We start from the raw sequence: 25,151 nt of genomic DNA, 5'->3' as shown, positions 1-25,151 counted from the left end.
GCACCGAGCACGACGATGACGCCCCTGACCCAACCCGACCGGATACGGCTGCAGATCGAGGCCGCGGCGCCGCACGGACGCGACGATCTCTTCCTGGCCTGCTCCAACGCCGACGCGCGCTTCGAGGGCTTCGCGCGCCTGTGCCAGTACCGCGCGGGCCACGATCCGCTCTGGCGCTTCACCGACCTGCCGGCCACGGTCGCCGACGGCCTCTTCTTCTCGCCTCCGCCCGGCGACCCCGGCGCGGCCGCGGCCTTCGTCTTCCTCACCGAGGAAGGCGACGTGATGCACCTGCCGCCCGGCGGCGAGGCCATGACCGAGCGCATCGAAGGCGCCGGCCTGTGGAGCGACGACTCCGAAGGCTGGGGCAGCATGATCGCGCTGGCCCAGATCGGCGGGCGGCTCCATGCCTGCGGCGGCGGCGGCCAGATCTATCGCCGGACGAAGCCGGGGGCCTGGGAACACATGGACACCGGGCTGCTGCGCGAGAAGGGCGAGAAGAAGAGCATCAGCTTCAAGACGATCGCCGGCGCGAACGAGCAGGAGGTCTACGCGGGCGGCTGGTTCCAGAACGTGAACGACGGCGTGCTGTACTGCGGCGACGGCCGGCGCCCGTGGAAAGCCGTCGCCAGCGGCATGCCGGCCATCTCGCGCATCCATGTCGAGCGCGAGGACTCGGTCTGGGCCTGCGGCCGCGGCGGCACGCTGCTGCACGGCAACCACGTCGACGGCTTCCAGGACGTCTCGGCGCTCGACGACACGCGCGCCTATGTCGACGTGACGAGCTACGACGGCCAGATCTTCCTGGCCACCGAGACCGGCCTCTACCTGCATGCCAACGGCGCGACGCACCGCATCCGCACCCGGCTCGACCCCGAGTACGAGGACGGCCACCTGCTGCGCGTGGTCGACGGCGTGCTCTGGTCGATCGGCTACGCCGACATCGCGCGCTTCGACGGCACGGCCTGGGAGCGCATCCCCTTCCCCGGCAATCCGCCGATCCGCTGAGGCGCCATGGCCATGGCCTTGTGGAAGCGCGAGATCGACTGGATGAGCGAGGCCGCGCAGCGCATCGGCTGCTGCGGCATCGCCGAGTGGCTGGCCGACTTCGCGGCCTGGGCGCAGCTCGCGCCCACCGGATGCCCGCCGGCCGAGCTCGCGGCCCGGGCCGACTACGCGAACGCGTCGAACGGCCTGCGGGTGGCGCTGGTCCATCCCTTCGCCGATCGCGTCGCCCAGGCCGACCCGCAGGCCTGGGTGCTCTACGACCTGCAGCTCGATGCCGCCGCGCTGCCGCTGCCCTTCGGCCTCGACGCGCGCGGCGAAACGCCGCAGGGCGCGCGCCGCAAGCTCTCGGCCGACACCGCCTTCGGCCGCCCGATCGACCTGCGCGACGGCAACCATCGCATCGTCCACTACCTGCCCGACGGCCGCGTGGTGGGCGTGATCTTCAAGCCGGCGATGGTCGGCATCGAGGGGCTGCACCTGCAGCGCCTCGGGGCCATGCCGGACTTCCGCACGCTGGCGGCGCAGGGCGCCACGCCATGAGCGATCCGCACGCCGCCTTCCTGCCGGCCCGGCCCGCGCCCACCGCGGACGGCATCGACGACAGCCACGGCCCGGCCCTGCGCATCGACACCCGCGGCACGCATTGCCCCCAGCCCATGCTGCGGCTGCGCAAGGCGATCGCGCGCAGCGCGCCGGGCCAGTTGCTGGTGCTCGCGGTCGACGATCCCGTGGCCTTCGAGAGCCTGGCCGACGCGCTGCCCGCGCTGCCGGTCCAGTTGCTGGGCAGCCAGCGCGACGGCGCCTGCCGCATCTACACGCTGCTGCGACGCTGAGCATGGCGCCCGACCTCGACAACCACACGCCCTTTTCCGCGCTCGCCTTCTCCCAGTTCCACCGCGACGGCACCGACATGGCCGTGCTCGCGGTACGCGGCAGCTTCCACCTGGTGCCGGGCCAGCCGCTCGCGCTGGCGCCGCGACAGGCCGCGCTGGAACTGGCCGACCGCTACGACGGCGACCCGGCCGACGGCCTGCTGGTGCGCTGCTGCGACCTCGTGCCGCACAAGCCGGCGGCCGATCTCACGATCCTCGGCTCGGGCTGGGCACCGCGCGGCGAGGCGGCCGCGTCGTGGCTCGTGGGCGCACGGCTGGGACGGCTCGAGAAGCTGGTGCGCGTGCATGGGCCGAGGCGCTGGTGTCCCGTTCGGCGCGATCCGCCCGAGGACGGCGAGAAGCGCGAAGCCGACTGGACGCTGTCGGCACCGCAGCCCGCGCGCGCCGTGCCGCTGGCCTGGCACGAGGCCTTCGGCGGCCCGATCCCGGGCAGCACGCCCCCGGACGTGCACCGCGCCAATCCGCTGGGCCGCGGCATCGTCGATGCCGCGCATTGCGACGCCGCGGCCGAGTGGCCCGCGCCCGCGATCGAGGATCCCGCCGACCCGATCGCCGACTGGCGCCGCCACGACCACGTGCCGCAGGGCTTCGCGCCGCTGCCGCCGGCGTGGCGGCCGCGCCAGCGGCATGCGGGCAGCTACGACGACGACTGGCTCGCGCGCAAGCATCCGCTGCTGCCCGACGACTTCGACTACCGCTTCTACCAGTACGCCGCGCCGGGCCTGGTGCACGAGGCGCCGCTCGCGGGCGACGAGGAGCTGCAACTGCTGCACATGCATCCCGACCATGCGCACGTGCAGGTCTGGCTGCCCGGCGTGCGGCTGAGCACGACCGTGCAGCGCGAGGACCGGACCGCCGAGCGCGTGCCGCTGATGCTCGACGGCGTGCATGTCGACCTGCGCGGCGGCCTCGCGCAGGTGTTCCTGACCTGGCGCTGCTGGGTGCCCAAGCGCGAGGGCATCGCCCACATGGCGCTGCACGCGGTGGACCCCGACGCCCTGCTCGCCGCGGCGAGCCGGTCGGCCAGGCATGAACCGTTGACGGGGTACTAGGCTCGGGCAGGTTCCGTCGGCACCTCGTCCGCCGGCGGCGGCACGTCGGCGCCGCGCGAGACGCGCGCCACCAGGTACATGCCCGTGAACACCGCCGCCAGCAGCAGCGCGTCGCCCCACCAGGGCCGCGCGGTCTGGCTGTCGCCATAGAAGGCCAGCACCAGCAGCACGGCCACCAGGTGGGCGCAGAACACCGGCAGCGAGGCCGAGCCCATGGCCTCGAGCCAGCCCAGGCGCGGCAGCTTGCGCATCAGCCAGGGACCGAAGCGCACCGCGAGGATGCCCAGCGCCACCAGGTTCACGAGCCGCAGCGGCCCGAGCAGCCACTTGTCGAACAGCAGGTTGCGCTCCACGTCGCCACCGAACGGCGCCTGGCCATTGATGCCGGTGTGGCGCCAGTAGAAGCAGTAGAGCGCCACGCCCGCGGCCAGCACCAGCAGCCAGGCCGGAAAGCGCAGCGGCCGCATGCCCGGCGCATTGCGGCTGGCGCCGATGGCCAGCCCCGAGAACCAGAGGAACTGCCAGGCGTAGGTATTGAAGGCGCCCATCTCGTGGTACGGCACCGGCAGGCCCAGGTGGCGCACCGCCAGCCCGTAGACCCATTCGCTGAAGCCGAACTGCGCCGCCGCCCACAGCGCCGCGCTCACCACCATCACCGGCAGCCAGCCGTGGCGCATCGCGAAGGCCAGCACCCAGGGGCTCATGAGCATGAAAAAGATGTACATCGGCAGGATGTCGAGCAGCGCCGGCTCGTACACCAGCAGCAGCCCGTAGAGGAAGCCGTCGCGCGGCGCCGCCAGGTAGTAGGAGACCAGGTTCTTCACCGCCGGCTGGTCGATGTGCAGCCCCACGCCGGTGATCACGGTGAACAGGAACAGCAGGGTGGCCGCATGGCAGAGGTAGACCTTGAGCACGCGGCGCCAGAACGCGCTGCGCATCGACTCGACGCCGCGCACGTGGCCGATGCGGCTGTAGACCAGTCCCGCGACGAAGGCCGACAGCAGCACGAAGCCCTCGGCCGCCGAGACGAAGCCGAAGGGCTGGCCCAGCGGGTCCGTCAGCCGTGTCGGCAGGTGGGTGACGGTCATCAGCACGAGCATCAGCCCGCGCAAGGCGTCGATTTCCCAGTAGCGTTTCATCGGTTGGCGGCGGTTTCCTGACTTCGTCCGCGCGACGCTCGCCCGGGGTGAGCGATTGTAAGAAGAAGGGGCGACTTCGCAGGGCCAGCACCACCGGCCTATGACGGACGGCACTGCCGTGGCGCCATGCAAATCGGCTACCCTCGTGCGCTGTCCTCAGGAGGAGTTAGTTGTGAACAGTTCGATGAGTGCGCGATCCCTCTGGCTGGCCATCGGCGCGGCGGCACTGGCTGCTCCCGCGTTCGCGCTGCAGATCACCAGCCTCACGCCCCAGGGCGAGGTCTCGCGCGTGCGGCAGGTGGTCGCCAAGTTCGACCAGGCCGCGGTCAACTTCGGCGATCCCAAGGCACCGGCCCCGCTGTCCGTGAGCTGCACCGACGCGCAGGCCGGCAAGGGCCAGGGCCGCTGGACCGACGCCAAGCAGTGGGTCTACGACTTCGAGAACGACCTGCCGCCCGGCGTGCGCTGCACGATCAGCCGCATCGCCTCGTTCAAGCCCGCCAGCGGCGAGCTGACCGGCCCCGAGCGCTACCAGTTCTCCACCGGCGGTCCCTTCATCCGCGACTTCGAGCCTGGCAGCTACGCCAAGATCGACGAGCAGCAGATGTTCATGCTCGAGCTCAACGGCCCGGCCACGCTCGACAGCGTGCGCGAGAACGTCTGGTGCGCGGCCGACGGCGTCGGCGAGCGCGTGCCCGTGAAGCTGATCGAAGGCGCCCAGCGCACCGAGCTGCTCAAGGCCCATGGCCGCGACAAGGCCGCCGCCAAGACGCCGCTGCGCTTCGTCACCCTGCAGTGCAACCGCACGCTGACGCCCGGCAGCAAGCTGCAGATCGTCTACGGCAAGGGCGTGGCCACGCCCTCGGGCATCGCCAACAGCGTCGAGCGCCGGCTGAGCTTCACGGTGCGCGAACCCTTCGCCGTCTCCTTCACCTGCGAGCGCGAGAACGCGCAGGCCGCCTGCCTGCCGCTGCGCCCGATGACGCTGCAGTTCAACGCGCCGGTCACGCGCAAGGTGGCAGCGGCGATCCAGCTCAAGGGCGGCGGCAAGACGCTTTCGCCCAAGTTCGACGACGAGGGCTCGGTCCAGAACGCCGACGACGTGGTGAGCTCGATCGAGTTCGCGCCGCCGCTGGCCGAGAGCACCTCCTTCAGCATCGAGCTGCCCTCGAAGTTCGAGGACGCCTCGGGCCGGCCGCTGGCCTCGCCCGACAGCTTTCCGCTGAAAGTAGCGACCGGCGCGATGCCGCCGCTGGCCAAGTTCGCGGCCTCGCCCTTCGGCGTGATCGAGCGCCTGGCCGAGCCCGACACCCCGGCCATGATGCCGGTGACGGTGCGCCGCGTGGAGCCGCAGCTGATGGTGCAGGCGCTCACGCCCGGCAAGGTCAGCGACATCAACCCGAAGACCGACGCCGAGATCATCGAGTGGCTGCGCAAGGTGCGCCGCTACGACAGCTACACCATCGCGCGCACCGAGGCGCGCAAGGACCTGCGCACGCCGCTGCCGCCGGTGCTCGACAGCAGCGACAAGAGCTACGTGCAGACCCGCACGCTGTCGCTGCTCTCGGGCCAGCCGGGCGTGAAGTCGCTCGACATGCCCAAGGCCGAGAGCGGCGACCCGCGCCCCTTCGAGGTCATCGGCATCCCGCTGACGCCGGGCTTCCACGTGCTGGAGATCGCCTCGCAGAAGCTCGGCGACGCGCTGCTCGACGAGCGCCTGGGCGCCAACCGCACGATGTACGTGCGCACCAGCGCGCTGGCCACCAACCTCGCGGTGCACTTCAAGCTGGGCCGCGAGAACTCGATGGCCTGGGTCACCACGCTCGACAAGGGCAAGGTGGTGGCGGGCGCGCAGGTGCGCGTGTCCGACTGCCGCGGCAAGGCCGTGGCCTCGGGCACCACCGGCGCCGACGGCACCGTGATGCTCGAGGGCGTGCCCTCGAAGGCGCCCAACTGCAACGGCGAGGACGAGTACGGCGAGGGCTTCTGGTTCGTCAGCGCGCGCGCCAAGGACGAGAAGGGCGTGGAAGACCTCGCCTTCACGCAGAGCGACTGGCAGCGCGGCATCGAGCCCTGGCGCTTCAACGTGCCCACCAGCCTGCAGCCCGAGCCCGACCGCATCGCCCACACCATCTTCGACCGCACGCTGCTGCGCGCCGGCGAGACGGTGTCGATGAAGAGCCTGATCCGCACCCAGACCCGCAAGGGCTTCGGCCTGCCCGACGGCACGCCCGACACGCTGGTCATCACGCACCAGGGCAGCGGCCAGCAGTTCACCCAGCCGCTGGCCTGGCGCAAGACCGCCACCGGCGGCCTGAGCGCCGAGAACAGCTTCGCCATTCCGGCCGCGGCCAAGCTCGGCGTGTACGAGGTGCAGCTGCGCAGCGGCGGCGCGAAGAAGAACAACGACGAGAGCGACGACGAGGAGGACGGCGGCGGCCGCAGCTTCGCGACCGGCATCTTCCGCGTCGAGGAATTCCGCCTGCCGGTGCTCGAGGGCCGCATCGCGCCCAGCGACAAGAAGCCGCTGGTGGCGGCCACGGCCGTGCCCACCGACGTGCAGATCAACTACGTGGCCGGCGGCGGCGCGGCCAACCTGCCGGTGCGCGTGTCGGCCATGGTGCGCGGCAAGAGCCTGAGCTTCTCCGACTACGACGCCTTCAGCTTCAGCCCGCCGCGGCCGGTGGAGGCCGCGGGCCTGCAGGCGGCGACCGCGGCCGGCCCCGAGGCCACGGGCGGCGAGGAGGACCTCAACAGCGTCAGCGACACCCGCGTGATCGCCGACAAGCTGCCGCTCACGCTCAACAAGGACGGCGCCGGCAAGCTCACGATCGACAAGGTGCCCAAGGTCAAGGCCGCGCGCGAGCTGCTGCTGGAAGCCACCTACGCCGACCCGAACGGCGAGGTGCAGACCATCCGCAGCACGCAGACGCTGTGGCCCGCGGGCGTGATCGCCGGCATCAAGACCGAGGGCTGGGTCTCGACCGCGCAGAAGGTCAAGTTCCAGGCGCTCGCGCTCGACCTCGCGGGCAAGCCCCAGGCCGGCGTGACGCTCAACGTGCGCGCCGTGGCGCGCATCACCACCACCAGCCGCAAGCGCATGGTGGGCGGCTTCTACACCTACGACAACAAGACCGAGACCAAGGACATCGGCACCGTCTGCAGCGGCAAGAGCGATGCGCGCGGCCTGCTGCTGTGCGAGACCGAGCTCAAGGACGCCGGCGAGGTGGAACTGGTCGCCAGCGCCACCGACAGCGAGGGCCGGGATGCCCGCGCGGCCAGCTCGGTCTACGTGACCAGGCAGGGCGAGCTGTGGTTCGGCGGCGAGGACAACGACCGCATCGACGTGCTGCCCGAGAAGAAGAGCTACCAGCCCGGCGAGATCGCCAAGTTCCAGGTGCGCAGCCCGTTCCGCTTCGCGACCGCGCTGGTGTCGGTCGAGCGCGAGGGCGTGATCGAGACCCACGTGGTGCAGCTCAACGGCCAGGACCCGACGGTCACGCTGCAGGTCAAGCCCGAGTGGGGCCCGAACGCCTACGTGAGCGTGCTCGCGCTGCGCGGGCGGCTGCGCGAGGTGCCGTGGTACAGCTTCTTCAGCTGGGGCTGGAAGGCGCCGCGCGAATGGTGGACCGCCTTCTGGTACGAGGGCAAGGAGTACGTGGCGCCGACCGCCATGGTCGACCTCAGCAAGCCCGCCTACCGCCTCGGCATGGCCGAGATCCGCGTCGGCACGCGTGCCCACCAGCTCGACGTGACGGTGGCCAGCGACAAGCCCAGCTACCCGGTGCGCGGCAAGGCGCAGGTCACGATCACCGCCAAGCTGCCCGACGGCAAGCCGGCCGCCGGCGCCGAGGTGGCGCTGGCCGCGGTCGACCAGGCGCTGCTCGAGCTGATGCCCAACGACAGCTGGGACCTGCTCAACGCAATGCTGCAGCGGCGCAGCTGGGGTGTCAGCACCTCGACCGCGCAGATGGAGATCGTCGGCCGGCGCCACTACGGGCGCAAGGCCGTGCCCGCGGGCGGCGGCGGCGGCAAGGGCCAGACGCGCGAGCTGCTCGAGACCCTGCTGATCTGGAACCCGCGCGTGGTGCTCGACGCCAACGGCCAGGCCGTGGTGACGGTGCCGCTCAACGACGCGCTGACCACCTTCAAGATCGTGGCGGTGGCCGACTCGGGCACCGACCTGTTCGGCACCGGCCAGGCCAGCATCCAGGCCACGCAGGACCTGCAGATCATCAGCGGCCTGCCGCCGCTGGTGCGCGAGGACGACCAGTTCCGCGCCCAGATCACGCTGCGCAACACCACGCAGAAGGCGATGAAGGTGGAAGCCACGCCGCGCGCCACGCTGCTCACGCTGCAGCCGCAGACGGTGGACATCCCCGCCGGCGAGGCGCGCGAGGTGGCCTGGAACGTGACCGCGCCGGCGCAGCTCGCGCAGACGCGCGCCGAGGCGATCCTGTGGGAGATCGAGGCCAAGGACACGCTGGGCGGCGCACGCGACGCGCTCAAGGTGCGCCAGCGCATCGTGCCCTCGGTGCCGCTCACGGTGCAGCAGGCCACGCTGGTGCAGGTCGACGGCCCGTTCACCATCGACGTGGCGCCGCCGGCCGACGCCCTGCCCGGCCGCGGCGGCCTGAAGCTGTCGCTGCAGCCCAGGCTGGCCGAAGGCCTGCCGGGCGTGCGCGACTGGTTCGCCAACTACCCCTTCGTCTGCCTCGAGCAGAAGACCAGCAAGTCGGTCGGCCTGCGCGACGCGAAGATGTGGCAGGGCGTGCTCGCGCAGCTGCCCACCTACCTCGACAGCGACGGCCTGGCGAGCTACTTCCCGCCGCGCGACGGCGAGGCCAACGGCGGCAGCGACATCCTGACCTCGTACCTGCTGGCGGCCACCAACGAAGCGGCCTCGCTCGACCCCGCCTTCGCGCTCGCCGACGACGTGCGCGCACCGATGGAGGCCGGCCTGATCGCCTTCGTCGAGGGCCGCCTCACGCGCGACTTCTGGAGCCCGCGCAAGGACCTGGACGTGCGCAAGCTGGCCGCGCTCGAGGCGCTGTCGCGATACGGCAAGGCCTCGGGCGCCATGCTCGGCAGCATCACCATCGCGCCGAACCAGTGGCCCACCAGCGCGGTGATCGACTGGCTCAACATCCTGAAGCGCGTGCAGGACGTGCCGCAGCGCCAGCAGCGCATGGACGAGGCCAACAACGTGCTCAAGGCGCGGCTGTCCTACCAGGGCACCAAGCTGATCTTCAGCACCGAGCGCGACGACTACTGGTGGTGGCTGATGACCAACGGCGACGTGAACACCGCGCGCCTGCTGCTGACGGTGATGGACGACCCGAGCTGGAAGGACGACATCGGCAAGCTCGCCAACGGCTTCATCGGCCGGCAGCAGAACGGCGCCTGGCACACCACCACCGCCAACCTCTGGGGCGGGCTGGCGCTCGAGAAGTTCAGCAAGGTGTTCGAGAGCACGCCGGTGGCCGGCATCACCGCCGCCACCCTGGGCGCGGCCAAGGCGCAGGTCGACTGGAGCAAGGTCGAGCGCGTGAAGGCCAGCGATCCGGGCGGCGCGCCGAACCAGACCACCTTCTTCGGCGCCCCAGCCTCGCCGGGCAACCTGCGCAACAACAGCATGTTCCTGCCGTGGGCCGCGTCGCCGGGCGGCGCGCCGGTGCGCGACACCCTGCTCGTGACCCAGCAGGGCACGGGCAAGCCCTGGCTCACGATGCAGTCGATCGCGGCGGTGCAGCTCAAGGCGCCGTTCGCGGCCGGCTATGCGATCAAGAAGACCGTGACGCCGGTGGAGCAGGCGGTGGCCGGCAAGTACACGCGCGGCGACGTGCTGCGCGTGAGCCTGGAGGTCAACGCCAGCGCCGACATGACCTGGGTCGTCATCAGCGACCCGGTGCCCGGCGGCGCCACCATCCTCGGCAGCGGCCTGGGCCGCGACTCGCAGATCGCCACCCAGGGCGAGAAGAAGTCGGGCGCCGGCTGGCCGGCCTTCGAGGAACGCAGCTTCGAGGCCTTCCGCAGTTACTACCAGTACCTGCCCAAGGGCGTGGTGAAGATGGAGTACACGGTGCGCCTGAACAACGTCGGCGACTTCGCGCTGCCGCCGAGCCGCGTCGAGGCGATGTACGCGCCCGAGATGTTCGGCGAGGTGCCGAACGAGCGCATCAAGGTCGAAGCGGCGCGCTGAAGCCGCCCGCGCGGATGACGGTTCGGCGCAACGCGCGGCCGGCCGTCATCCCGCCTTCATCTGGGTTCGTCACCATCGCCGCCACGAACCACGAGGAGTGATCCATGGGCCTGGCCATCTGCGTCGGCATGCTTGCCGAGCTGCTCGAAGACGATCCCGAGGGCGCCGAGGCGTTCGAGGAAGATCTGGCGGAAGTCAACCGCGTGCTGGCGGCCGCCGGCCTGCCGCCGCACACCGAGCCGCGCGAGGCGATCGAGTTCGACTCGCGCGCCTCGATCGAGAGCTTCCCCTACTCCTTCATCCACTACCTGCGCCGCGCCTACGCGCACCGCGTGCTCGCGCCCGACTGGGTGGCCACGCCGCTAGCCGACGACGTCGATCCCACGGCCGACCCGAAGATCCAGACCCTGCTCGACAGCGAGGACAGCCACCTGCTGTGCCACTCGGATGCCGAGGGCTTCTACGTGCCGGTGGACTTCAAGGAAGTGCTGTTCGACGAGCGCGACGAGGACGATGAAGCCGAGGAAGAGGACGAGGAAGAGGACGACGAGGACGTCGACCTCTCGCGCGGCCCCGAGGAAGACGACATCGAGGACGAGGAAGAGGACGAGGAGGACGACGAAGCCCTGGGCCTGCCCGGCGGCATGCTCGGCTCCTCGTACCGCCTGCTCGAGGAACTGGTCTACGTGGCGCCCGCGCTGGGCATCCACCTGAACAACGGCAAGCTCGGCGACGAGGAGGCCGAGCGCATCGACGCGCTGATCGAGGACGACAACGGCCTCTACCGCGAGTACGCGGCCTGGCTGCTGCTGTACGAGGCGGCGCGGCTGAGCATCGCGCACCGCACGGCGATCGTGTTCTGCTGAAGCACGCCGCGCTGGCTCGCCGGCGCGGCACGCGGTACAACGGTGGCCGGTATCCAGGAAGGACCTCTTCATGACCCGGCGACTGCTCGAAATCCGCACCTACCGCCTCAAGCCCGGCACCCTCGAGGCCTTCCACGAGGCCATGCACGCGCGCGCCGTGCCCATGCTGCGCGCGAGGGGCATGGACGTGGTGAGCTACGGCCGCGGCGACCACGAGGAAGAGAGCTATCACCTCGTGCGCGCCTATGCGAGCCGCGAGGCGCTCGAGGCCGAGCAGTCGGCCTTCTACGGCTCGACCGAATGGCGCGAGGGCCCGCGCGCCGCGCTGGTGGACCGCATCGAGACCTACCTCAACACGCTGCTCTGGGCCTCGGAGGAGGCGGTGGACAGCATGCGCGCGCTCAACGCGCCGGACTGAGTCCGGCCCGGCGCGCTTGTCATTCCCGGTCTTTCCCGATGGGCGCCGCGCGGCCGGCGGCCTACACTGACTCCAGCCGTTCCCATTCCCCCCAACCCCGTTGCTGCGATCCGCAGAAAGGCCGCTACCCATGACCACGATGGACACGATGGAAATCGCCAACACGCTCGTCGAGCTGTGCCGCCAGGGCGCCTACGAGGAGGCGCTGACGCTCTATGCGAGCGACGCGGTGAGCGTCGAGGCCGGCGGCCCGCCCGACATGGCGCGCGAGGTGCGCGGCATCGAGGCGATCCGCGGCAAGGGCGAATGGTGGACCTCGAACCACGAGGTGCACGGCATGATCGTCGCGGGCCCGTGGCCGCACGACGACCGCTTCATCGTCGGCTTCAAGATCGACGCCACCTTCAAGACCAGCGGCGAGCGCTTCACCATGGAGGAGATGGCGCTCTACACGGTGGAAGACGGCAAGATCGTGCGCGAGGAATTCTTCTACGCCGCCTGAGCCCATGGCCCTCGAGTGGCGCCACGCGATCGACGCGGTCGACTGGGACGAGCTGTCGCGGCTCTACGAGATCGCGCCGCTGGGCCACAAGCCGCCCGAGAGCCTCCAGCAGGTGTATGCCGCCAGCCTCTTCAAGTGCCTGGTCTATGAGGACGGCCGGCTGGTCGGCGCGGGCCGCGCGCTGGCCGACGGCCTCGACTGCTCCTACATCTGCGACGTGGCGGTGCACCCCGAGCGCCAGGGCACCGGCCTGGGCCGCGAGATCGTCGCCCAACTGGTCGAGCGCTCGCGCGGCCACAAGAAGATCATCCTGTACGCGGTGGCCGGCAAGGAGCCGTTCTATCGCAAGCTCGGTTTCCGGCGCATGAAGACCGCGATGGCGATCTTCCGCGACGAGCCGCTCGCCATCGCGCGCGGCCTGGTCGAAGAGGACTGAGGCCGCTCAGCGCGCGGGCGCCGCGCACGAGGCGCCGATGGTGAGCGCCAGCGGCACGTGCACGCTGCGCCGCGCCTCGGGCGCGCGCCCTTCCACCCGCTCGAGCATCAGTTCGGCCGCGGCATGCGCGGCGCCCTCGATGTCGAAGCGCAAGGTGGTCAGCGGCGGGTCCATCAGCGCGAAGGCGTCGTCGGTGCCGATGCCCACCACCGACAGCTGCGCCGGGATGCGCAGGCCGCGCTCACGCGCGCTGCGCAGCGCGCCCGACAGCAGCCGCGTGCCGAGCGCGATCAGCGCGGTGGGCGGCGCCGCGAGCGCGAGCATCGCGTCCATCTGGGCGGCCGACGACTCGATGGCCGAGCTCAGCATGCACACCAGCGCCTCGTCGTAGCCGAGGCCCGCGCGCCGCAGGCCGTCGCGGTAGCCGAGCAGCTTCTCGCGCCCGGGCCGGATCGCGGGATTGGGGCCGAACAGCGCGATGCGCCGGTGGCCCAGCGACACCAGGTAGTCGACCGCCGTGGCCACGCCCTGGCGGTGGTCCTGGCAGACCGCGTCGGCCTCGAAGCCGGTCTCGCGGTCGAGCACCACCAGCGGCAGCTTGCAGCGCGCGAAGGCGTCCTGCGCCGCGGGCAGGTCCTCGCGGCTCGGCGAGACGAACACGCCCTCGAGCCGGCGGTTCTCGAACAGGTGCAGCAGCTGCGCCTCGCGCTGCGGCTGGTCGAAGGTGCTGCCGACCAGCACCGAAAAACCCTCGGACTGCAGCCGCGCCTCGACCGCCGCGAAGAAGGCCGAGAGAAAGGGATTGGCCATGTTCGAGACCATGAAGCCGATCGCCTTGCTGCGCCCGGTCTTCAGGTGCCGCGCGCTGAAGTTGGGCACGTAGCCGATGCCCTGCGCGGCCTTCTCGACGCGCTTGCGCACCTCGGCGCTGACGTAGCCGCTGTGGTTGAGCACGCGCGAGACGGTGGCTACCGAGGTCTCGGCGGCGCGCGCCACGTCGCGCAGCGAGACCGCCTGGCTGGGCGTTCGGCTCATAGTTTTCCCTTATGCAAACGTTCCATGGATTGCGGCCTCCCGGGCGCTCACTTTAACCTTGGAATCGATATGGAAACGTTCTCAGAAACAAGGCGCGATTTCGCCGGCCGCACGGTGCTGGTGGTGGGTGGCGGCCAGGCCGCCGGCGGCGATCCCCAACTCGTGGGCAACGGCCGCGCGATCTGCCTGCGGCTCGCGCAGCGCGGCGCGCGCGTGGCCTGCGCCGACCGCGACCTCGAGGCCGCGCAACACACGGTGGCCGCGCTCGAGGCGCAGGCACCGGGTGCGCGGCACCTGGCCCTGGCCGCCGACATCGGCGACCCGGCCCAGGTGCGCGCGCTGTTCGCCACGCTGGCCGAGGGCGGCATCGTGCTCGATGCGCTGGTGCTCAACGCCGGCATCAGCGACCGCCGGCCGCTGGCCGAGGTCACGCCCGAGAGCTGGGACGCGATCCTCGGCGTGAACCTGCGCGGCCACCTGCTGTGCGCGCAGGCGGCGCTGCCCGCCATGCAGCACGGCGGCGCGATCGTGTTCGTCTCCTCGCTGGCCGCGCTGATGCCCGCGGGCCGCAACCCGGCCTACGAGAGCTCGAAGGCCGCGCTGTCGGCGCTGTGCCGCGCCGTCGCGCTCGAGGGCCATGCACGCGACATCCGCGCCAACATCGTGCGCGCGGGCCTGATCGACACGCCCATGGGCCGCGCCGCCAGCGCCGCGCGCCCGGGCCGCGCGAGCGGGCCGCTGCCCTTCGGCCGCCAGGGCAGCGCCTGGGACATCGCCAACGCCGTCTGCTTCCTGCTCTCGGACGAAGCCGCCTACATCAATGCCGCCGAGCTGCCGGTGGACGGCGGCCTGCGCCACGGCATCGCGCGCGCACCCGGCGCTGCGGCCTGAGCCTTCTCTTTCTTTTTCCCCGCTTCCGGAGACAAGCCTTGAAACGACGTTCCCTCCTGGGCGCCGGCGCCCTCGCGCTGGCCGCCCTCGCCACCGGTGCCATGGCGCAGACACCGGCCTGGCCCGCCAAGCCGCTGCGCCTGGTCGTGCCCTTCCCGCCCGGCGGCGCGGCCGACCTGTTCGCGCGCCTCGTGGGCACCGAGCTCGCGCAAGCGCTGGGCCAGCCGGTGATCGTGGACAACCGTCCCGGCGCCGGCGGCAACATCGGCGCGCGCGAGGTCGCCAACGCGCCGGCCGACGGCTACACGCTGATGCTCGGCACCGTCGGCACGCACGCCATCAATCCCACGCTCTACGGCAACCTGCCCTACGACACGCGCAAGGCCTTCGTGCCGGTGGCGATGGTGGGCTCGGTGCCCAACGTGCTGGTGGTGAACCCGGCGCTGCCCGCCAAGACCGTGGCCGAGCTCACGGCGCTCGCGAAGCGCTCGCCGGGCAAGCTCACGATGGGCTCCTCGGGCAACGGCAGCAGCATCCACCTGTCGGGCGAGCTCTACAAGCACCTCGCGCACGTGAGCATCCTGCACGTGCCCTACCGCGGCGGCGCGGCCGCGCTGACCGACCTGATCGGCGGCCAGATCGACCTGATGTTCGACAACCTGCCGACCTCGCTGCCGCACATCGCCAAGGGCTCGCTGCGCGCGCTGGCCGTGACCGGCGCGCAGCGCTCGCCGCTCTTGCCCGAGGTGCCGACCATGGCCGAGGCCGGCCTCGCGGGCTACGAGTCCACCGCCTGGTCGGGCCTGTTCGTTCCGGCCGGCGTGCCCGCGCCGGTGGTGGCGCGGCTGCACGACGAGGTCGACAAGGCGCTGCGCAGCGAGCGCGTGAAGGCGCGCTACCGCGACCTCGGCGCCGACATCCTGCCGATGCCGCAGCCGGCCTTCGACCAGTTCGTGCGCAAGGAGTACGACAAGTGGGCCGAGATCGTGCGCGTCTCGGGCGCGAAGGCGGAGTGAGCGGATGCGGCCGATCGATTTCCTGCTGCGCGCCGCGCGCCGCCATCCCGACAAGATCGCGCTCTCGGGCCCCGAGGGCACGCTGAGTTACGCCGAGTTGCTGGCCCACACCGAGGCGCTGGCCGCCGCGTTCCAGGCGCTGGTGCCCGATCCGCGCGGGCGCATCGCGATCTGCGCGGGCAACCACCTCGCGCACGTGGTGTCGCTGTTCGCGACCCTGCTCGCGGGCCGCATCTGGGTGCCGCTCAATCCGCGCGCCGGCGCCGACGAGCTGTGCCGCATCGTCGACTTCACCGAGGCCGCGCTGGTGATCGCCGAGCACGAGCAGGCGCCCAAGCTCGAGGCCACCGGCGCGCCGCGCGTGGTCTACCGGCCGGGCGCGCTCGGCACGGCGCCCACCGGTTGCGAACTCTCGGCGCTGCTGGCCGCGCACGCGGGCAGCCGGCCCGCGCCGGTGCGCCACGACCTCGCCGAGATCCAGGCGATCAAGTTCACCGGCGGCACCACCGGCGCGCCCAAGGGCGTGATGCAGAGCTACCGCGCGTGGAACACCACCATCGTCTCGATCATGCAGGCGATGCGGCTCGACGCCGACGAGCGCTACCTCGCGGTGGCCTCGATCACGCACGGCACCTCGACCTTCCTGCTGCCGGTGCTCGGCAGCGGCGGCACGGTGCTGCTGCCGCGCTCGACCAGGCCGCGCGAGGTGCTCGACCAGCTCGAGCACGACCGCGTGACCGCGGTCTTCATGCCGCCCACGCTGATCTACAGCCTGCTCGAGGACCCGACCGCGCGCGGGCGCGACTGGCGCGCGCTGCGCCACTTCGTCTATGCCGCGGCGCCGATGCGCAGCGCGAAGATCGTGGAGGCGCAGCAGGTGTTCGGCCATGTCGAGACCGGCTACGGCCAGACCGAGGCGCCGGCCATCATCTCCTACATGCCGGTGGAGGACGCGCTCGATCCGCGCAACCTCGAGTCGGTGGGCCGCGCCGCGCTGATGACCGAGGTCGCGATCATGGACCCGGCCGGCGCGCTGCTGCCGCCGGGCCAGGGCGGCGAGGTGGTGGTACGCGGCGACCTCGTGATGTCGGGCTACTGGAAGCAGCCCGAGAAGACCGCCGAGGCCTTCCACGACGGCTGGCTGCGCACCGGCGACGGCGGCTACCTCGACGAGCGCGGCTTCCTGTTCCTCAAGGACCGCATCCGCGACCTGATCATCACCGGCGGCTTCAACGTCTACCCGACCGACGTGGAGAACGTGCTGGGCCGCCATCCGGCCGTCTACGACTGCGTGGTGATCGGCATCGACGACGACAAGTGGGGCAAGGCCGTGCATGCCGCGGTGCAGCTGCGCGAGGGCGCGGCCTGCGAGGCCGCCGAGCTCGTCGCCTGGGTGCGCGAGCGGCTCGATCCCGTCAAGACGCCGAAGGCGGTGCACTTCTTCGACGCGCTGCCGCGCACCGCGAACGGCAAGGCCTCGAAGAAGGACGCACGCATCGAAGTGCTGCGGCGCATGGGCGCCGGCAGCGAGACCTCCCCACCGCATCACGCCACGCCATGAACCCGACCCCGCCAAGCACCGACCGCCACGTCCTCGTCACCGGGGGCTCCTCGGGCATCGGCCTCGCGATCTGCCGCCGCCTCATCGAGAGCGGCTGGCAGGTCACCAGCCTCGACCTCCAGCCGCCGCCCGACGCGCGCAGCGGCGCGCACCTGCGCGTGGACATGGGCGACCGCGAGGCGCTCGCCGCCGCGCTCGCCGAAGCCTGCGGCCGCCACCGCTTCACCGGCCTGGTGAACAACGTGGCCGCGATCCGCCCGGCACCGCTGGAGACCACCTCGCTCGACGACTTCGACCTGCAGATCGGCGTGACCGCGCGCGCCGCGCTGCAGTGCGTGCAGGCCGTGCTGCCCGCGATGCGCGCGGCCGGCGGCGGGCGCATCGTCAACATCACGAGCCGCGCCGCGCTCGGCAAGGAGCTGCGCAGCGGCTACTCGGCCGCCAAGGGCGCGCTCAACGCGCTCACGCGCACCTGGGCGCTCGAGCTCGCGGCGCAGGGCATCACGGTCAACGCGGTGGCGCCGGGCCCGATCGCCACCGAGGCCTTCAAGGCCGCGAATCCCGCCGACAGCCCGCGCACGCGGCGCATCGCCGAGGGCATTCCGGTGCAGCGCTTCGGCGAGCCCGCCGAGGTGGCGCACGCGGTCGATGCCTTCATGCACCCGATGGCCTCGTTCATGACGGGCCAGGTGCTCTACGTCTGCGGCGGAATCACCGTGGGCCTGGCGGGCTGAGGAGCAGGCGATGACGATCACCACCGAGATCGGCTACACGACCCCCGACGCGATCCACGTGCGCGGCCTGAACCTCGCCACCGAGATCATCGGCAAGCTCGACTTCGTCGAGATGCTGTGGCTGCTCGCGATGGCGCGGCTGCCCGAGCCGCGCGAGAAGGCCATGGTCAACATGCTGCTGGTGACCGCGGCCGACCACGGCCTCACGCCGAGCGCGATCGCCGCGCGCATGACCTGGCTCGGCGCGCCCGAGTCGCTGCAGGGCGCGGTGGCCGCGGGCCTGCTGGGCGCGGGCTCGAACTTCCTCGGCACGGTGCAGAACGTCAGCGAGATGCTGCTCGCGGCCGCCGCGGGTCTCACCGACGACGCGAGCGATGCCGAGGTGCGCGAACGCGCGGCCACGCTGGTGCGCGAGCGCCGGCAGGCCAGGCGCAGCATCCCGGGCATCGGGCATCCGATCCACGTCGACGGCGATCCGCGCGTGCCCACGCTCATGGCCGTGTCGAAGGCCAACGGCTACTTCGGGCGCCACTGGCGGCTCGCGCTCGCGCTGGTCGAGGTGCTGCGCGAGGACCATGGCCGCGACCTGCCGCTCAACGCGGCCGGCGCCAACGGCGCGGTGCTCGCCGACATGGGCCTCGACCCGCTGCTGGGCCGCGGCCTCGCGCTGGTCGGGCGCGCCGCCGGGCTGGTCGCGCATGTCTGCGAGGAATCGCGCGCGCCGACCGGTCAGCAGCTCTGGGACCTGGTGCTGCGGCAGGACCCGCGCAACGTGCTGCCCGCCGACAAGCGCTGAGCCACGGACCGTCGTTACGCGCGTTACGGCGGTGACGCGGCGGGCGCCGCCGCGCGTTGCCGCGGCGCCCGCGCGCTTCGAAGATGCGCGCCATGCGACATCTTCCCGCCACCCTCCTCGCGCTGTCGGCGCTGCTGCTGCCGCTGGTCGGCCATGCCGAACCCACCGGCTTCGACAGTCCGCCCGCATCGCTCGCCGCCCGGGTCCTCGGCGACCGTCCCGGCACCATCGTCGCGGGCACCTGGCGCGACGGCACGGCGCGCTACGCGATCCAGCGCAATAGGCCTGGGCACGTCGGCAAGGCGAAGGCGATGGCGCCCGGCGAGGCGCAACCGGTGTTCGAGATCGGCTCGATCAGCAAGGTCTTCACCGGCCTGCTGCTCGCGCAGGCCGTGGAGCGCGGCGACTTCTCGCTCGACGACACGCTGGGCCGGCTGCTCGCCGACAAGGCCACGCTGCCGCCGCCCGTGGCCACGATCACGCTGCGCCAGCTCATCACCCACACGGCCTGCCTGCCGAACCTGCCCGCGCTGCCGGCGCGTCCGCCCGGGCCCGACTCCAATCCCTTCGCCAGGCCCACGCGTGCGCACCTGATGGTGGCGCTCTCCTCGCTCGAGCTCGCGCAGTCGCCGCCCTGCGCGCCGCGCTACGGCAGCCTGGGCATCGCGCTGGTCGGGCAGCTGCTGTCGGACCGCTATGGCCAGCCCTGGGACCAGCTGGTGCGCGAGCGCATCGCCGTGCCGCTGGGCATGAAGGACACGGTGCAGCACCTCGACGCGGCACGCGCGAAACGGCTGCCCCAGGGCTACGCCGGCCACGCGGCGCGCTCGCCCTGGGAATTCGGCGCGCTGGCCGCGGCCGGCGCATTGCGCAGCACCGCGCCTGACCTGCTCCTGTTCGCACGCGCCTTGATGGCCGGCCGCGCGGGACCGCTGGGCGCCGCGGCCGAGCGGCTGCGCGAGCCGCTGTCGGCGCAGGGCGAGTACGACGTCGGCTATGCGCTGCGCATGCGCGATCCGGCCGCGGGCGGCGCGCAGCGGCGCATCTATTTCCACACCGGCCAGACCGGTGGCTACCGCGCGCTGCTCGCGTTCTCGCCAGCCACCAGCGAGGCGCTGGTGCTGCTCGCGAGCAACGACGCGGCCGCGGTGGTGCCGGTGCTGGACGCGCTCACCCTCCCCCTCGCCGCGAAGTAGCCATGCGGGCCGTCCCGGGGTGGCCGCCGCGCGATTGCCGGCACAATCCCCGCGGACACACCTGCATGAACACACGATTCGTCGAAGCCTTTCTCTGGGCCGCGCGGCTGGGCAGCTTCCGGGCCGCGAGCGACCGGCTGCACATCACGCAGGCGGCCGTGTCGAACCGCGTCGCCTCGCTCGAGGAAGACATCGGCGCGCGCCTGTTCGAACGCGACGCGCGCGAGCTGCGGCTCACGCCGGTCGGCGTGCGCCTCATGGACTACGGCGAGCGGCTGCTCGAGCTGCGCCGCGAGATCGTCTCGCTGGGCCGCCCGCGCGAGGACCTGCTGGGCCTGGTGCGCATCGGCGCGATCGAGACCGTGGTCCACACCTGGCTGCTGGGCTTCCTCACCAACCTGCGCTCCACCTATCCGGGCATCGAGGTGCAGCTCACCTCCGAGACCACGCTGGCGCTGCACCGCGGCCTGCGCGAGGGCGCGCTCGACATCGCGCTGCAGACCGACCACATCGCGGGCGCGGGCATCGTGAGCACGCCCTGCCTGCCGATGCCCATGGGCTGGGTCGGACAGATGAGCGCCGAGGGCACGCAGACGGTGGAGCAGCTGCTGCGCCAGCCGGTGCTGACCATGAGCCCGGGCTCGCAGCCGCACGAGGCGCTCAAGAACCTCTACCGCGCGGTGGGCATCCCGCTGGGCAAGGTGCATTGCGTGAGCTCGATCTCGGCGCTCGCGCGGCTGGTGAAGGCCGGCTTCGGCAATGCGCTGGTGCCGTTGCCGCCGGTCTACGAGTACGTGGCGGCCGGCGACGTGCGCATCATCGACTGCGATGCGCTGATCTCGCCGCAGCGGCTGGTGGTGAGCCATCTCGAGGCCGCCGACTCCGATGCCATCCGGCTCGTGGCCGAGCTGGCCTGCCGGGCCTCCGACCAGTTCACGGCCGCGGCGATCGCACCAATCTGGAGCGGAACCATAGAGGGTTAACCCTCGAAACAGCGCATTTGCGCCCCATCGAGGGGCCAGTAATTCTTGTGGCTGTCGCCCAGAAAAACTCGTTTGTGACAGCCTGACCCCGCGACGGAAGATCGCGCCTTCTTTTTTCGAAGGCCCGCTCCCGCTTCCGCCGCCATGACCTCCACCGCTTCCGTCACCGAACCTTCCGCCGCCGAGAACGGCCTGCTCTTCGTCGCCTGCGACGTCGATCCCGCGGCCGACGAGGCCGACTTCAACCGCTGGTACGACCGCGAGCACGTCGAGGAACGCGTGCGCATCCCGGGCTTCCTTTCCGGCGCGCGCTATGTCTCACTCGAAGGCGGCCGCCGCTACCTCGGCCTGTACCGCACCGCCTCGCTCGAGGTGTTCCGCTCGGCCGGCTACCGCGCCGCCTTCGAGCGCCAGACGCCCTGGTCGATCGCCAACCTCGACCGCATGCGCGATCCGATCCGCCGCGTCTGCGCGGTGCGCGCCGTGACCGGCTTCGGCAGCGGCAGCCACATCGCGGTGCTGCCGCTGGCCGTGGCCAGCGATGCCGCCGCGCTCCCCGAACGCGCCGCCGAGGCCGGCCGCCGCCTCGCCGAACAGCCGGGCTTCGTCCAGTCCTTCCTGCTGCAGCCCGATGCCGCGCTGAGCACGCCGCTGCCGCGCGAGCGCAGCGAAGGCCGCGTGCTGCAGCCGATGCTGGTGGTCGAGGCCAGCGGCGCCGACGCGGCCCGCGCCGCGCGCGCCACGGCCGCCGCCGCGCTCGATGCCGATCCCGCGAGCGGCTGGCTGCTCGCGCTCGGCTGGAAGCTGCACGCCGGCGAGCTGGCCTGACCCACCGCCCCCCTTCACCTTCTTCCTCATTCCAGGATCCTCATGACCGAACACGCTCTCCCGGCCACGTCCGCCGCGCACGGCGCCAAGCCCGCCAAGATGGGCCGCCTCGCGATGGCCAGCTCCATCGGCACCACGCTCGAGTGGTACGACTTCACCGTCTACAACATCATGGCGGCGCTGGTCTTCAACGCGATCTTCTTCCCCTCCTTCGATCCGCTGACCGGCACCATCCTCGCCTTCTCGACCTACGCGGTCGGCTACATCTCGCGCCCGCTCGGCGGCGTCGTCTTCGGCCACCTCGGCGACCGGCTCGGCCGGCGCTTCGTGCTGGTCGCCACGCTGGTGATCATGGGCGTGTCGACCGGCCTCATGGGCCTGCTGCCCACCTACGCGACATGGGGCATCTGGGCACCGGTGGCGCTGGTCGCGCTGCGCTTCGTGCAGGGCGTGGCGCTCGGCGGCGAATGGGCCGGCGCGGTGCTGCTGTCGATGGAGCACGGCAAGCCGAACGAGCGCGGCCGCAACGCCTCGTTCACGCAGGTCGGTCCCTCGGCCGGCACGCTGATCGGCACCGGCTTCATCGCCGCCGTGTCGGCCTGGCTCAGCCCCGAGGACTTCCAGTCCTGGGGCTGGCGCATCCCCTTCGTCTCGAGCGTGGCGCTGGTGCTGTTCGGCCTGTGGCTGCGCCGCGGCGTCGAGGAAACGCCGGTGTTCCGCGAGATGGAGCAGAAGCAGGAGACCGCCAAGACCCCGATCAAGGAAGTGCTGGGCCAGCACTGGCGCCGCCTGCTGGTGGCCGGCGGCTCGCGCATCGGCTCCGACGTGCTCTATGCGCTGGTGGTGGTGTTCACCCTTACCTACGTGACCACCGTGCTGCACCTGTCGCGGCCGCTGGCGCTGACCGCGACCATGATCGGCGCGGCCTGCAACGCGATCTCGGTGCCGTGGTTCGGCAGCCTGTCGGACCGCATCGGCCGCCGTCCCGTCTACATCATCGGCGCGCTCTGCGGCATCGTCTGGGCCTTCGTGTTCTTCGTGCTGATGGACAGCGCCAAGCCGCTCGCGATCTGCGCCGCCGTGGTGGTCGGCCTCGTGATCCACGCCATGATGTACGGCCCGCAGGCCGCCTTCGTGACCGAGCAGTTCCCGAACCGCGTGCGCTATGCGGGCTCGTCGCTGGCCTACACGCTGGCCGGCATCCTCGGCGGCGGCTTCGCGCCGCTGATCATCGCCAGCCTGTTCAAGTCCTACGGCAGCACGCTCGCGGTCTCGCTCTACGTGGCCGGCGCGCTGTGCCTCACGCTGGTCGCGCTGCTGGTGGCGCGCGAGACCGCGCACGAACCGCTGGAGGCCTGAAGCGATGACGCGCAACACCCTGCACATCGCCTGCGAGAGCATCGCCGAGGATGGCACCCGCAGCAGCGCGCTGCATGCCGTCGCGCCCAGTGCGCTGGTGGTGGCCGGCTGGACCGGCCGCGACAGCGCCGCCATCGAGCACCACATCGAGGAGCTGGCCGCGCTCGGCGTGCCGCGCCCCTCGAGCGTGCCGCTGTACTACCGCATGGCCTCGCTGCTGCTCACGCAGTCTTCCGAGATCGAGGCGCTGGGCGACCAGAGTTCGGGCGAGGCCGAACCGCTGCTGTTCTTCTCGCAGGGCGAGTGGTGGCTCGGCGTGGCCTCGGACCACACCGACCGCCAGGTCGAGAGCTATTCGGTCGCCGTCTCCAAGCAGATGTGCGCCAAGCCGCTGGCCGCCTCGGCCTGGCGCTGGCGCGACGTGGCGGGACACCAGGACGCCATCGAGCTGAGCTCGCGCATCCTCGAGGACGGCCGCTGGGTCGACTACCAGCGCGGCACCCTGGCCGCGATCCGGCCGCTGGCTTCGCTGCGCGACGGCATGCCGGGTCTTGGCAAGGAGCCCGAGGGACTTTTCATGACCTGCGGCACACTGGCGGCGCTGCCCAACGCGCGCGGCGAGGCCATTCGCCCCGCCGCGCAGATGGAAATCGAGTTGCATGACGCGCGCCTGCAGCGGCGCATCGTCCACCGCTATGCGGTGCGCGTCCTGCCCGTGATCGCCTGAACGCCTTGTCCTCCTTCATGACAACACAGAACGACTCCACCATCGGCGCGCTGCGCGCTCGCATCGCCCGCGGCGAACTCACGCACGAAGCGCTGATCGAGCAGGTGCTAGCCGCCGCCGCGCAGCCCGCGGCCGCGAACGTCTTCACCCGTCTCTACGCCGACGCCGCCCTGGCCGCCGCGCGCCATGCCGATGCCGCGCACAAGGCCGGCGTGCAGACCGCGCCGCTCGCCGGCCTGCCGGTTTCGATCAAGGACCTCTACGACGTGGCCGGCGAGACCACCCTGGCCGGCTCCATCGCCTGCCGCGGCGAGCCTCCGGCCGCGCGCGACGCGGCCGTGGTGACGCGGCTGCGCACGCAGGGCGCGGCCATCGTGGGCCGCACCAACATGACCGAGTTCGCGTTCTCGGGCGTCGGCATCAACCCGCACTACGGCACGCCGCGCAACCCGGCCGACGCCGAGGTCGCGCGCATTCCGGGCGGCTCCTCGTCGGGTGCCGCGGTGTCGGTGGCGCTGGGCCTCGCGGTCGCGGGCCTGGGCTCGGACACCGGCGGCTCGATCCGCATCCCGGCCGCGCTGTGCGGCATCGTCGGCTTCAAGAGCACGCAGTCGCGCGTGCCGCGCACCGGCGCCTTCGAACTCGCGCGTTCGCTCGACACGGTGTGCGCGATGGCGCGCAGCGTCGAGGACTGCCTGGTCGCCGACGCCGCGATCGCCGACGCGCCGCTCGTGGTGCGGCGCCGGCCGGCGCAAGGGTTGCGGCTTGCGGTGCCGAAGACGCTGATGTTCGATGCGATCGAACCCGGTGTTGCGCGGGCTTTCGAGCGGGCGGTGCAGGCGCTGTCCAAAGCGGGGGCGCAGATCGTGGAGATTGCGTTGAGCGAGCTGGCGGAGATCGGGACGGTCAATGCGCCGGGCGGGTTGTCGCCTATCGAGGCTTCGGCTGTGCATCGGGAACGGTTTGCTTCTAAGCGCGAGGCTTTCGATTCTCGGGTTGCGGCGCGGATTGCCTTGGGGACTGAGGTGCGGGCTGCCGATTACATCGCGTTGCTGGATCGGCGGCGGGAGTGGATCTCGCGGGTCGAGGGGCGGCTTGAGGGGTTCGATGCGTTGCTTTGTCCTACGGTGCCTATCGTGGCGCCTGCCATTGATTCGCTGGCTGAGGATTCGGCGTTCTTCCAGGCGAACGGACTGCTGTTGCGGAATACGTTTGCGATCAATTTGATGGATGGGTGTTCGTTCAGCTTGCCTTGTCATTCGGCTGGGGAGTTGCCTGTTGGGTTGATGTTGTCTTCGGTGAATGGGGATGACTCGCGGTTGGCTGGGGTTGCTTTGGCTGTGGAGGACGTGCTTCGGGTGGGGTGAGGTTTTTCTTGGCTTTGCTCTCCTTGCTTAGGCCGTAGGCCGGGTCCCGCCCCGGCGGGCGGCTCACTTTCTTTGTCTCGCCAAAGAAAGTAAGCAAAGAAAGGCGACCCCACTGTCTGTGTCCCTCCGCTTCGCTACGGGC

22 protein-coding genes are annotated in these 25,151 nt (G+C 71.5%); 20 read left to right on the top strand and 2 right to left on the bottom strand.

The window, feature by feature from the left end; genetic code table 11:
• Window positions 1–15: 15 nt before the first annotated feature.
• The 4 genes from AC07RV_RS32660 to AC07RV_RS32645 are packed head-to-tail and all read left to right on the top strand — an operon-like array spanning window position 16 to window position 2,953.
• Window positions 16–1,008, top strand: a complete 993-nt coding sequence (locus AC07RV_RS32660; RefSeq protein ID WP_296779985.1) for a beta propeller repeat protein — start codon at window positions 16–18, stop codon at window positions 1,006–1,008.
• Between the two features lie 6 nt (window positions 1,009–1,014).
• Window positions 1,015–1,548: a hypothetical protein gene (locus tag AC07RV_RS32655; RefSeq protein ID WP_493196360.1), complete on the top strand. Its 534-nt coding sequence runs from the start codon at window positions 1,015–1,017 to the stop codon at window positions 1,546–1,548.
• Window positions 1,545–1,841, top strand: a complete 297-nt coding sequence (locus tag AC07RV_RS32650; RefSeq protein ID WP_208514203.1) for a sulfurtransferase TusA family protein — start codon at window positions 1,545–1,547, stop codon at window positions 1,839–1,841. Before AC07RV_RS32655 ends, AC07RV_RS32650 begins: the two co-directional genes overlap by 4 nt.
• A gap of 2 nt (window positions 1,842–1,843) precedes the next feature.
• The gene (locus tag AC07RV_RS32645) at window positions 1,844–2,953 is read left to right on the top strand and encodes a DUF2169 family type VI secretion system accessory protein (protein WP_296779977.1); all 1,110 of its coding nucleotides are present in this window, start codon (window positions 1,844–1,846) and stop codon (window positions 2,951–2,953) included.
• Here AC07RV_RS32645 and opgC read toward each other — a convergent pair.
• Entirely contained in the window at window positions 2,950–4,092 is a 1,143-nt protein-coding gene (opgC, locus tag AC07RV_RS32640) for an OpgC domain-containing protein (protein WP_296779974.1), read from the bottom strand. The two genes, AC07RV_RS32645 and opgC, sit on opposite strands and share 4 nt — an antisense overlap.
• Before the next feature lie 184 nt (window positions 4,093–4,276).
• Here opgC and AC07RV_RS32635 point away from each other — a divergent pair, with 184 nt between their 5' ends.
• From AC07RV_RS32635 to AC07RV_RS32615, 5 genes are all read left to right on the top strand, one after another.
• On the top strand, window positions 4,277–10,294 hold the full coding sequence (locus AC07RV_RS32635; RefSeq protein ID WP_296779972.1) for an alpha-2-macroglobulin family protein: 6,018 nt from the start codon (window positions 4,277–4,279) through the stop codon (window positions 10,292–10,294).
• Window positions 10,295–10,398: 104 nt separating this feature from the next.
• Window positions 10,399–11,160, top strand: coding sequence for a putative DNA-mimic protein (locus tag AC07RV_RS32630; protein ID WP_057596396.1), 762 nt, complete (start codon window positions 10,399–10,401; stop codon window positions 11,158–11,160).
• 70 nt (window positions 11,161–11,230) lie between these two features.
• Entirely contained in the window at window positions 11,231–11,578 is a 348-nt protein-coding gene (locus AC07RV_RS32625; protein WP_093348550.1) for an NIPSNAP family protein, read from the top strand.
• A 130-nt stretch (window positions 11,579–11,708) separates the two neighbouring features.
• Window positions 11,709–12,080: a nuclear transport factor 2 family protein gene (locus AC07RV_RS32620; protein WP_444814270.1), complete on the top strand. Its 372-nt coding sequence runs from the start codon at window positions 11,709–11,711 to the stop codon at window positions 12,078–12,080.
• Between the two features lie 4 nt (window positions 12,081–12,084).
• Window positions 12,085–12,516 (top strand): GNAT family N-acetyltransferase, encoded by a 432-nt coding sequence (locus tag AC07RV_RS32615; protein ID WP_296779968.1) that lies wholly within the window; start codon window positions 12,085–12,087, stop codon window positions 12,514–12,516.
• A gap of 6 nt (window positions 12,517–12,522) precedes the next feature.
• Here the strand turns inward: AC07RV_RS32615 and AC07RV_RS32610 are convergent, their stop codons facing one another.
• Window positions 12,523–13,551 (bottom strand): LacI family DNA-binding transcriptional regulator, encoded by a 1,029-nt coding sequence (locus AC07RV_RS32610; RefSeq protein ID WP_261217758.1) that lies wholly within the window; start codon window positions 13,549–13,551, stop codon window positions 12,523–12,525.
• A 69-nt stretch (window positions 13,552–13,620) separates the two neighbouring features.
• Here AC07RV_RS32610 and AC07RV_RS32605 point away from each other — a divergent pair, with 69 nt between their 5' ends.
• The 11 genes from AC07RV_RS32605 to AC07RV_RS32555 all read left to right on the top strand — a co-directional run bounded on the left by AC07RV_RS32605 (window position 13,621) and on the right by AC07RV_RS32555 (window position 25,009).
• Window positions 13,621–14,442, top strand: a complete 822-nt coding sequence (locus AC07RV_RS32605) for an SDR family NAD(P)-dependent oxidoreductase (RefSeq protein WP_296779965.1) — start codon at window positions 13,621–13,623, stop codon at window positions 14,440–14,442.
• A gap of 38 nt (window positions 14,443–14,480) precedes the next feature.
• Window positions 14,481–15,458, top strand: coding sequence for a tripartite tricarboxylate transporter substrate binding protein (locus AC07RV_RS32600; RefSeq protein WP_256222758.1), 978 nt, complete (start codon window positions 14,481–14,483; stop codon window positions 15,456–15,458).
• 4 nt (window positions 15,459–15,462) lie between these two features.
• On the top strand, window positions 15,463–17,019 hold the full coding sequence (locus tag AC07RV_RS32595; RefSeq protein WP_296779960.1) for a class I adenylate-forming enzyme family protein: 1,557 nt from the start codon (window positions 15,463–15,465) through the stop codon (window positions 17,017–17,019).
• A complete protein-coding gene (locus AC07RV_RS32590) occupies window positions 17,016–17,753 on the top strand; it encodes an SDR family oxidoreductase (protein ID WP_296779958.1) in 738 nt (245 codons plus the stop codon). Before AC07RV_RS32595 ends, AC07RV_RS32590 begins: the two co-directional genes overlap by 4 nt.
• 10 nt (window positions 17,754–17,763) lie before the next feature.
• Window positions 17,764–18,549, top strand: a complete 786-nt coding sequence (locus tag AC07RV_RS32585) for a citryl-CoA lyase (RefSeq protein WP_296779955.1) — start codon at window positions 17,764–17,766, stop codon at window positions 18,547–18,549.
• Between the two features lie 92 nt (window positions 18,550–18,641).
• Complete coding sequence (locus AC07RV_RS32580; protein WP_296779952.1) at window positions 18,642–19,745, top strand: serine hydrolase domain-containing protein; 1,104 nt, start codon at window positions 18,642–18,644, stop codon at window positions 19,743–19,745.
• Between the two features lie 65 nt (window positions 19,746–19,810).
• On the top strand, window positions 19,811–20,728 hold the full coding sequence (locus AC07RV_RS32575; protein ID WP_296779949.1) for a LysR family transcriptional regulator: 918 nt from the start codon (window positions 19,811–19,813) through the stop codon (window positions 20,726–20,728).
• A 144-nt stretch (window positions 20,729–20,872) separates the two neighbouring features.
• Window positions 20,873–21,556 (top strand): DUF4286 family protein, encoded by a 684-nt coding sequence (locus AC07RV_RS32570; protein ID WP_296779946.1) that lies wholly within the window; start codon window positions 20,873–20,875, stop codon window positions 21,554–21,556.
• A 42-nt stretch (window positions 21,557–21,598) separates the two neighbouring features.
• Window positions 21,599–22,915 (top strand): MFS transporter, encoded by a 1,317-nt coding sequence (locus AC07RV_RS32565; RefSeq protein WP_296779944.1) that lies wholly within the window; start codon window positions 21,599–21,601, stop codon window positions 22,913–22,915.
• A 4-nt stretch (window positions 22,916–22,919) separates the two neighbouring features.
• Complete coding sequence (locus AC07RV_RS32560) at window positions 22,920–23,642, top strand: DUF2848 domain-containing protein (RefSeq protein ID WP_296779941.1); 723 nt, start codon at window positions 22,920–22,922, stop codon at window positions 23,640–23,642.
• Window positions 23,643–23,659: 17 nt separating this feature from the next.
• Complete coding sequence (locus AC07RV_RS32555; RefSeq protein ID WP_296779938.1) at window positions 23,660–25,009, top strand: amidase; 1,350 nt, start codon at window positions 23,660–23,662, stop codon at window positions 25,007–25,009.
• Window positions 25,010–25,151 lie beyond the last annotated feature (142 nt).

The organism is Variovorax sp. GW821-FHT09B01, from assembly GCF_059418345.1.
This window is presented reverse-complemented; position numbering and strand designations above follow the sequence as displayed.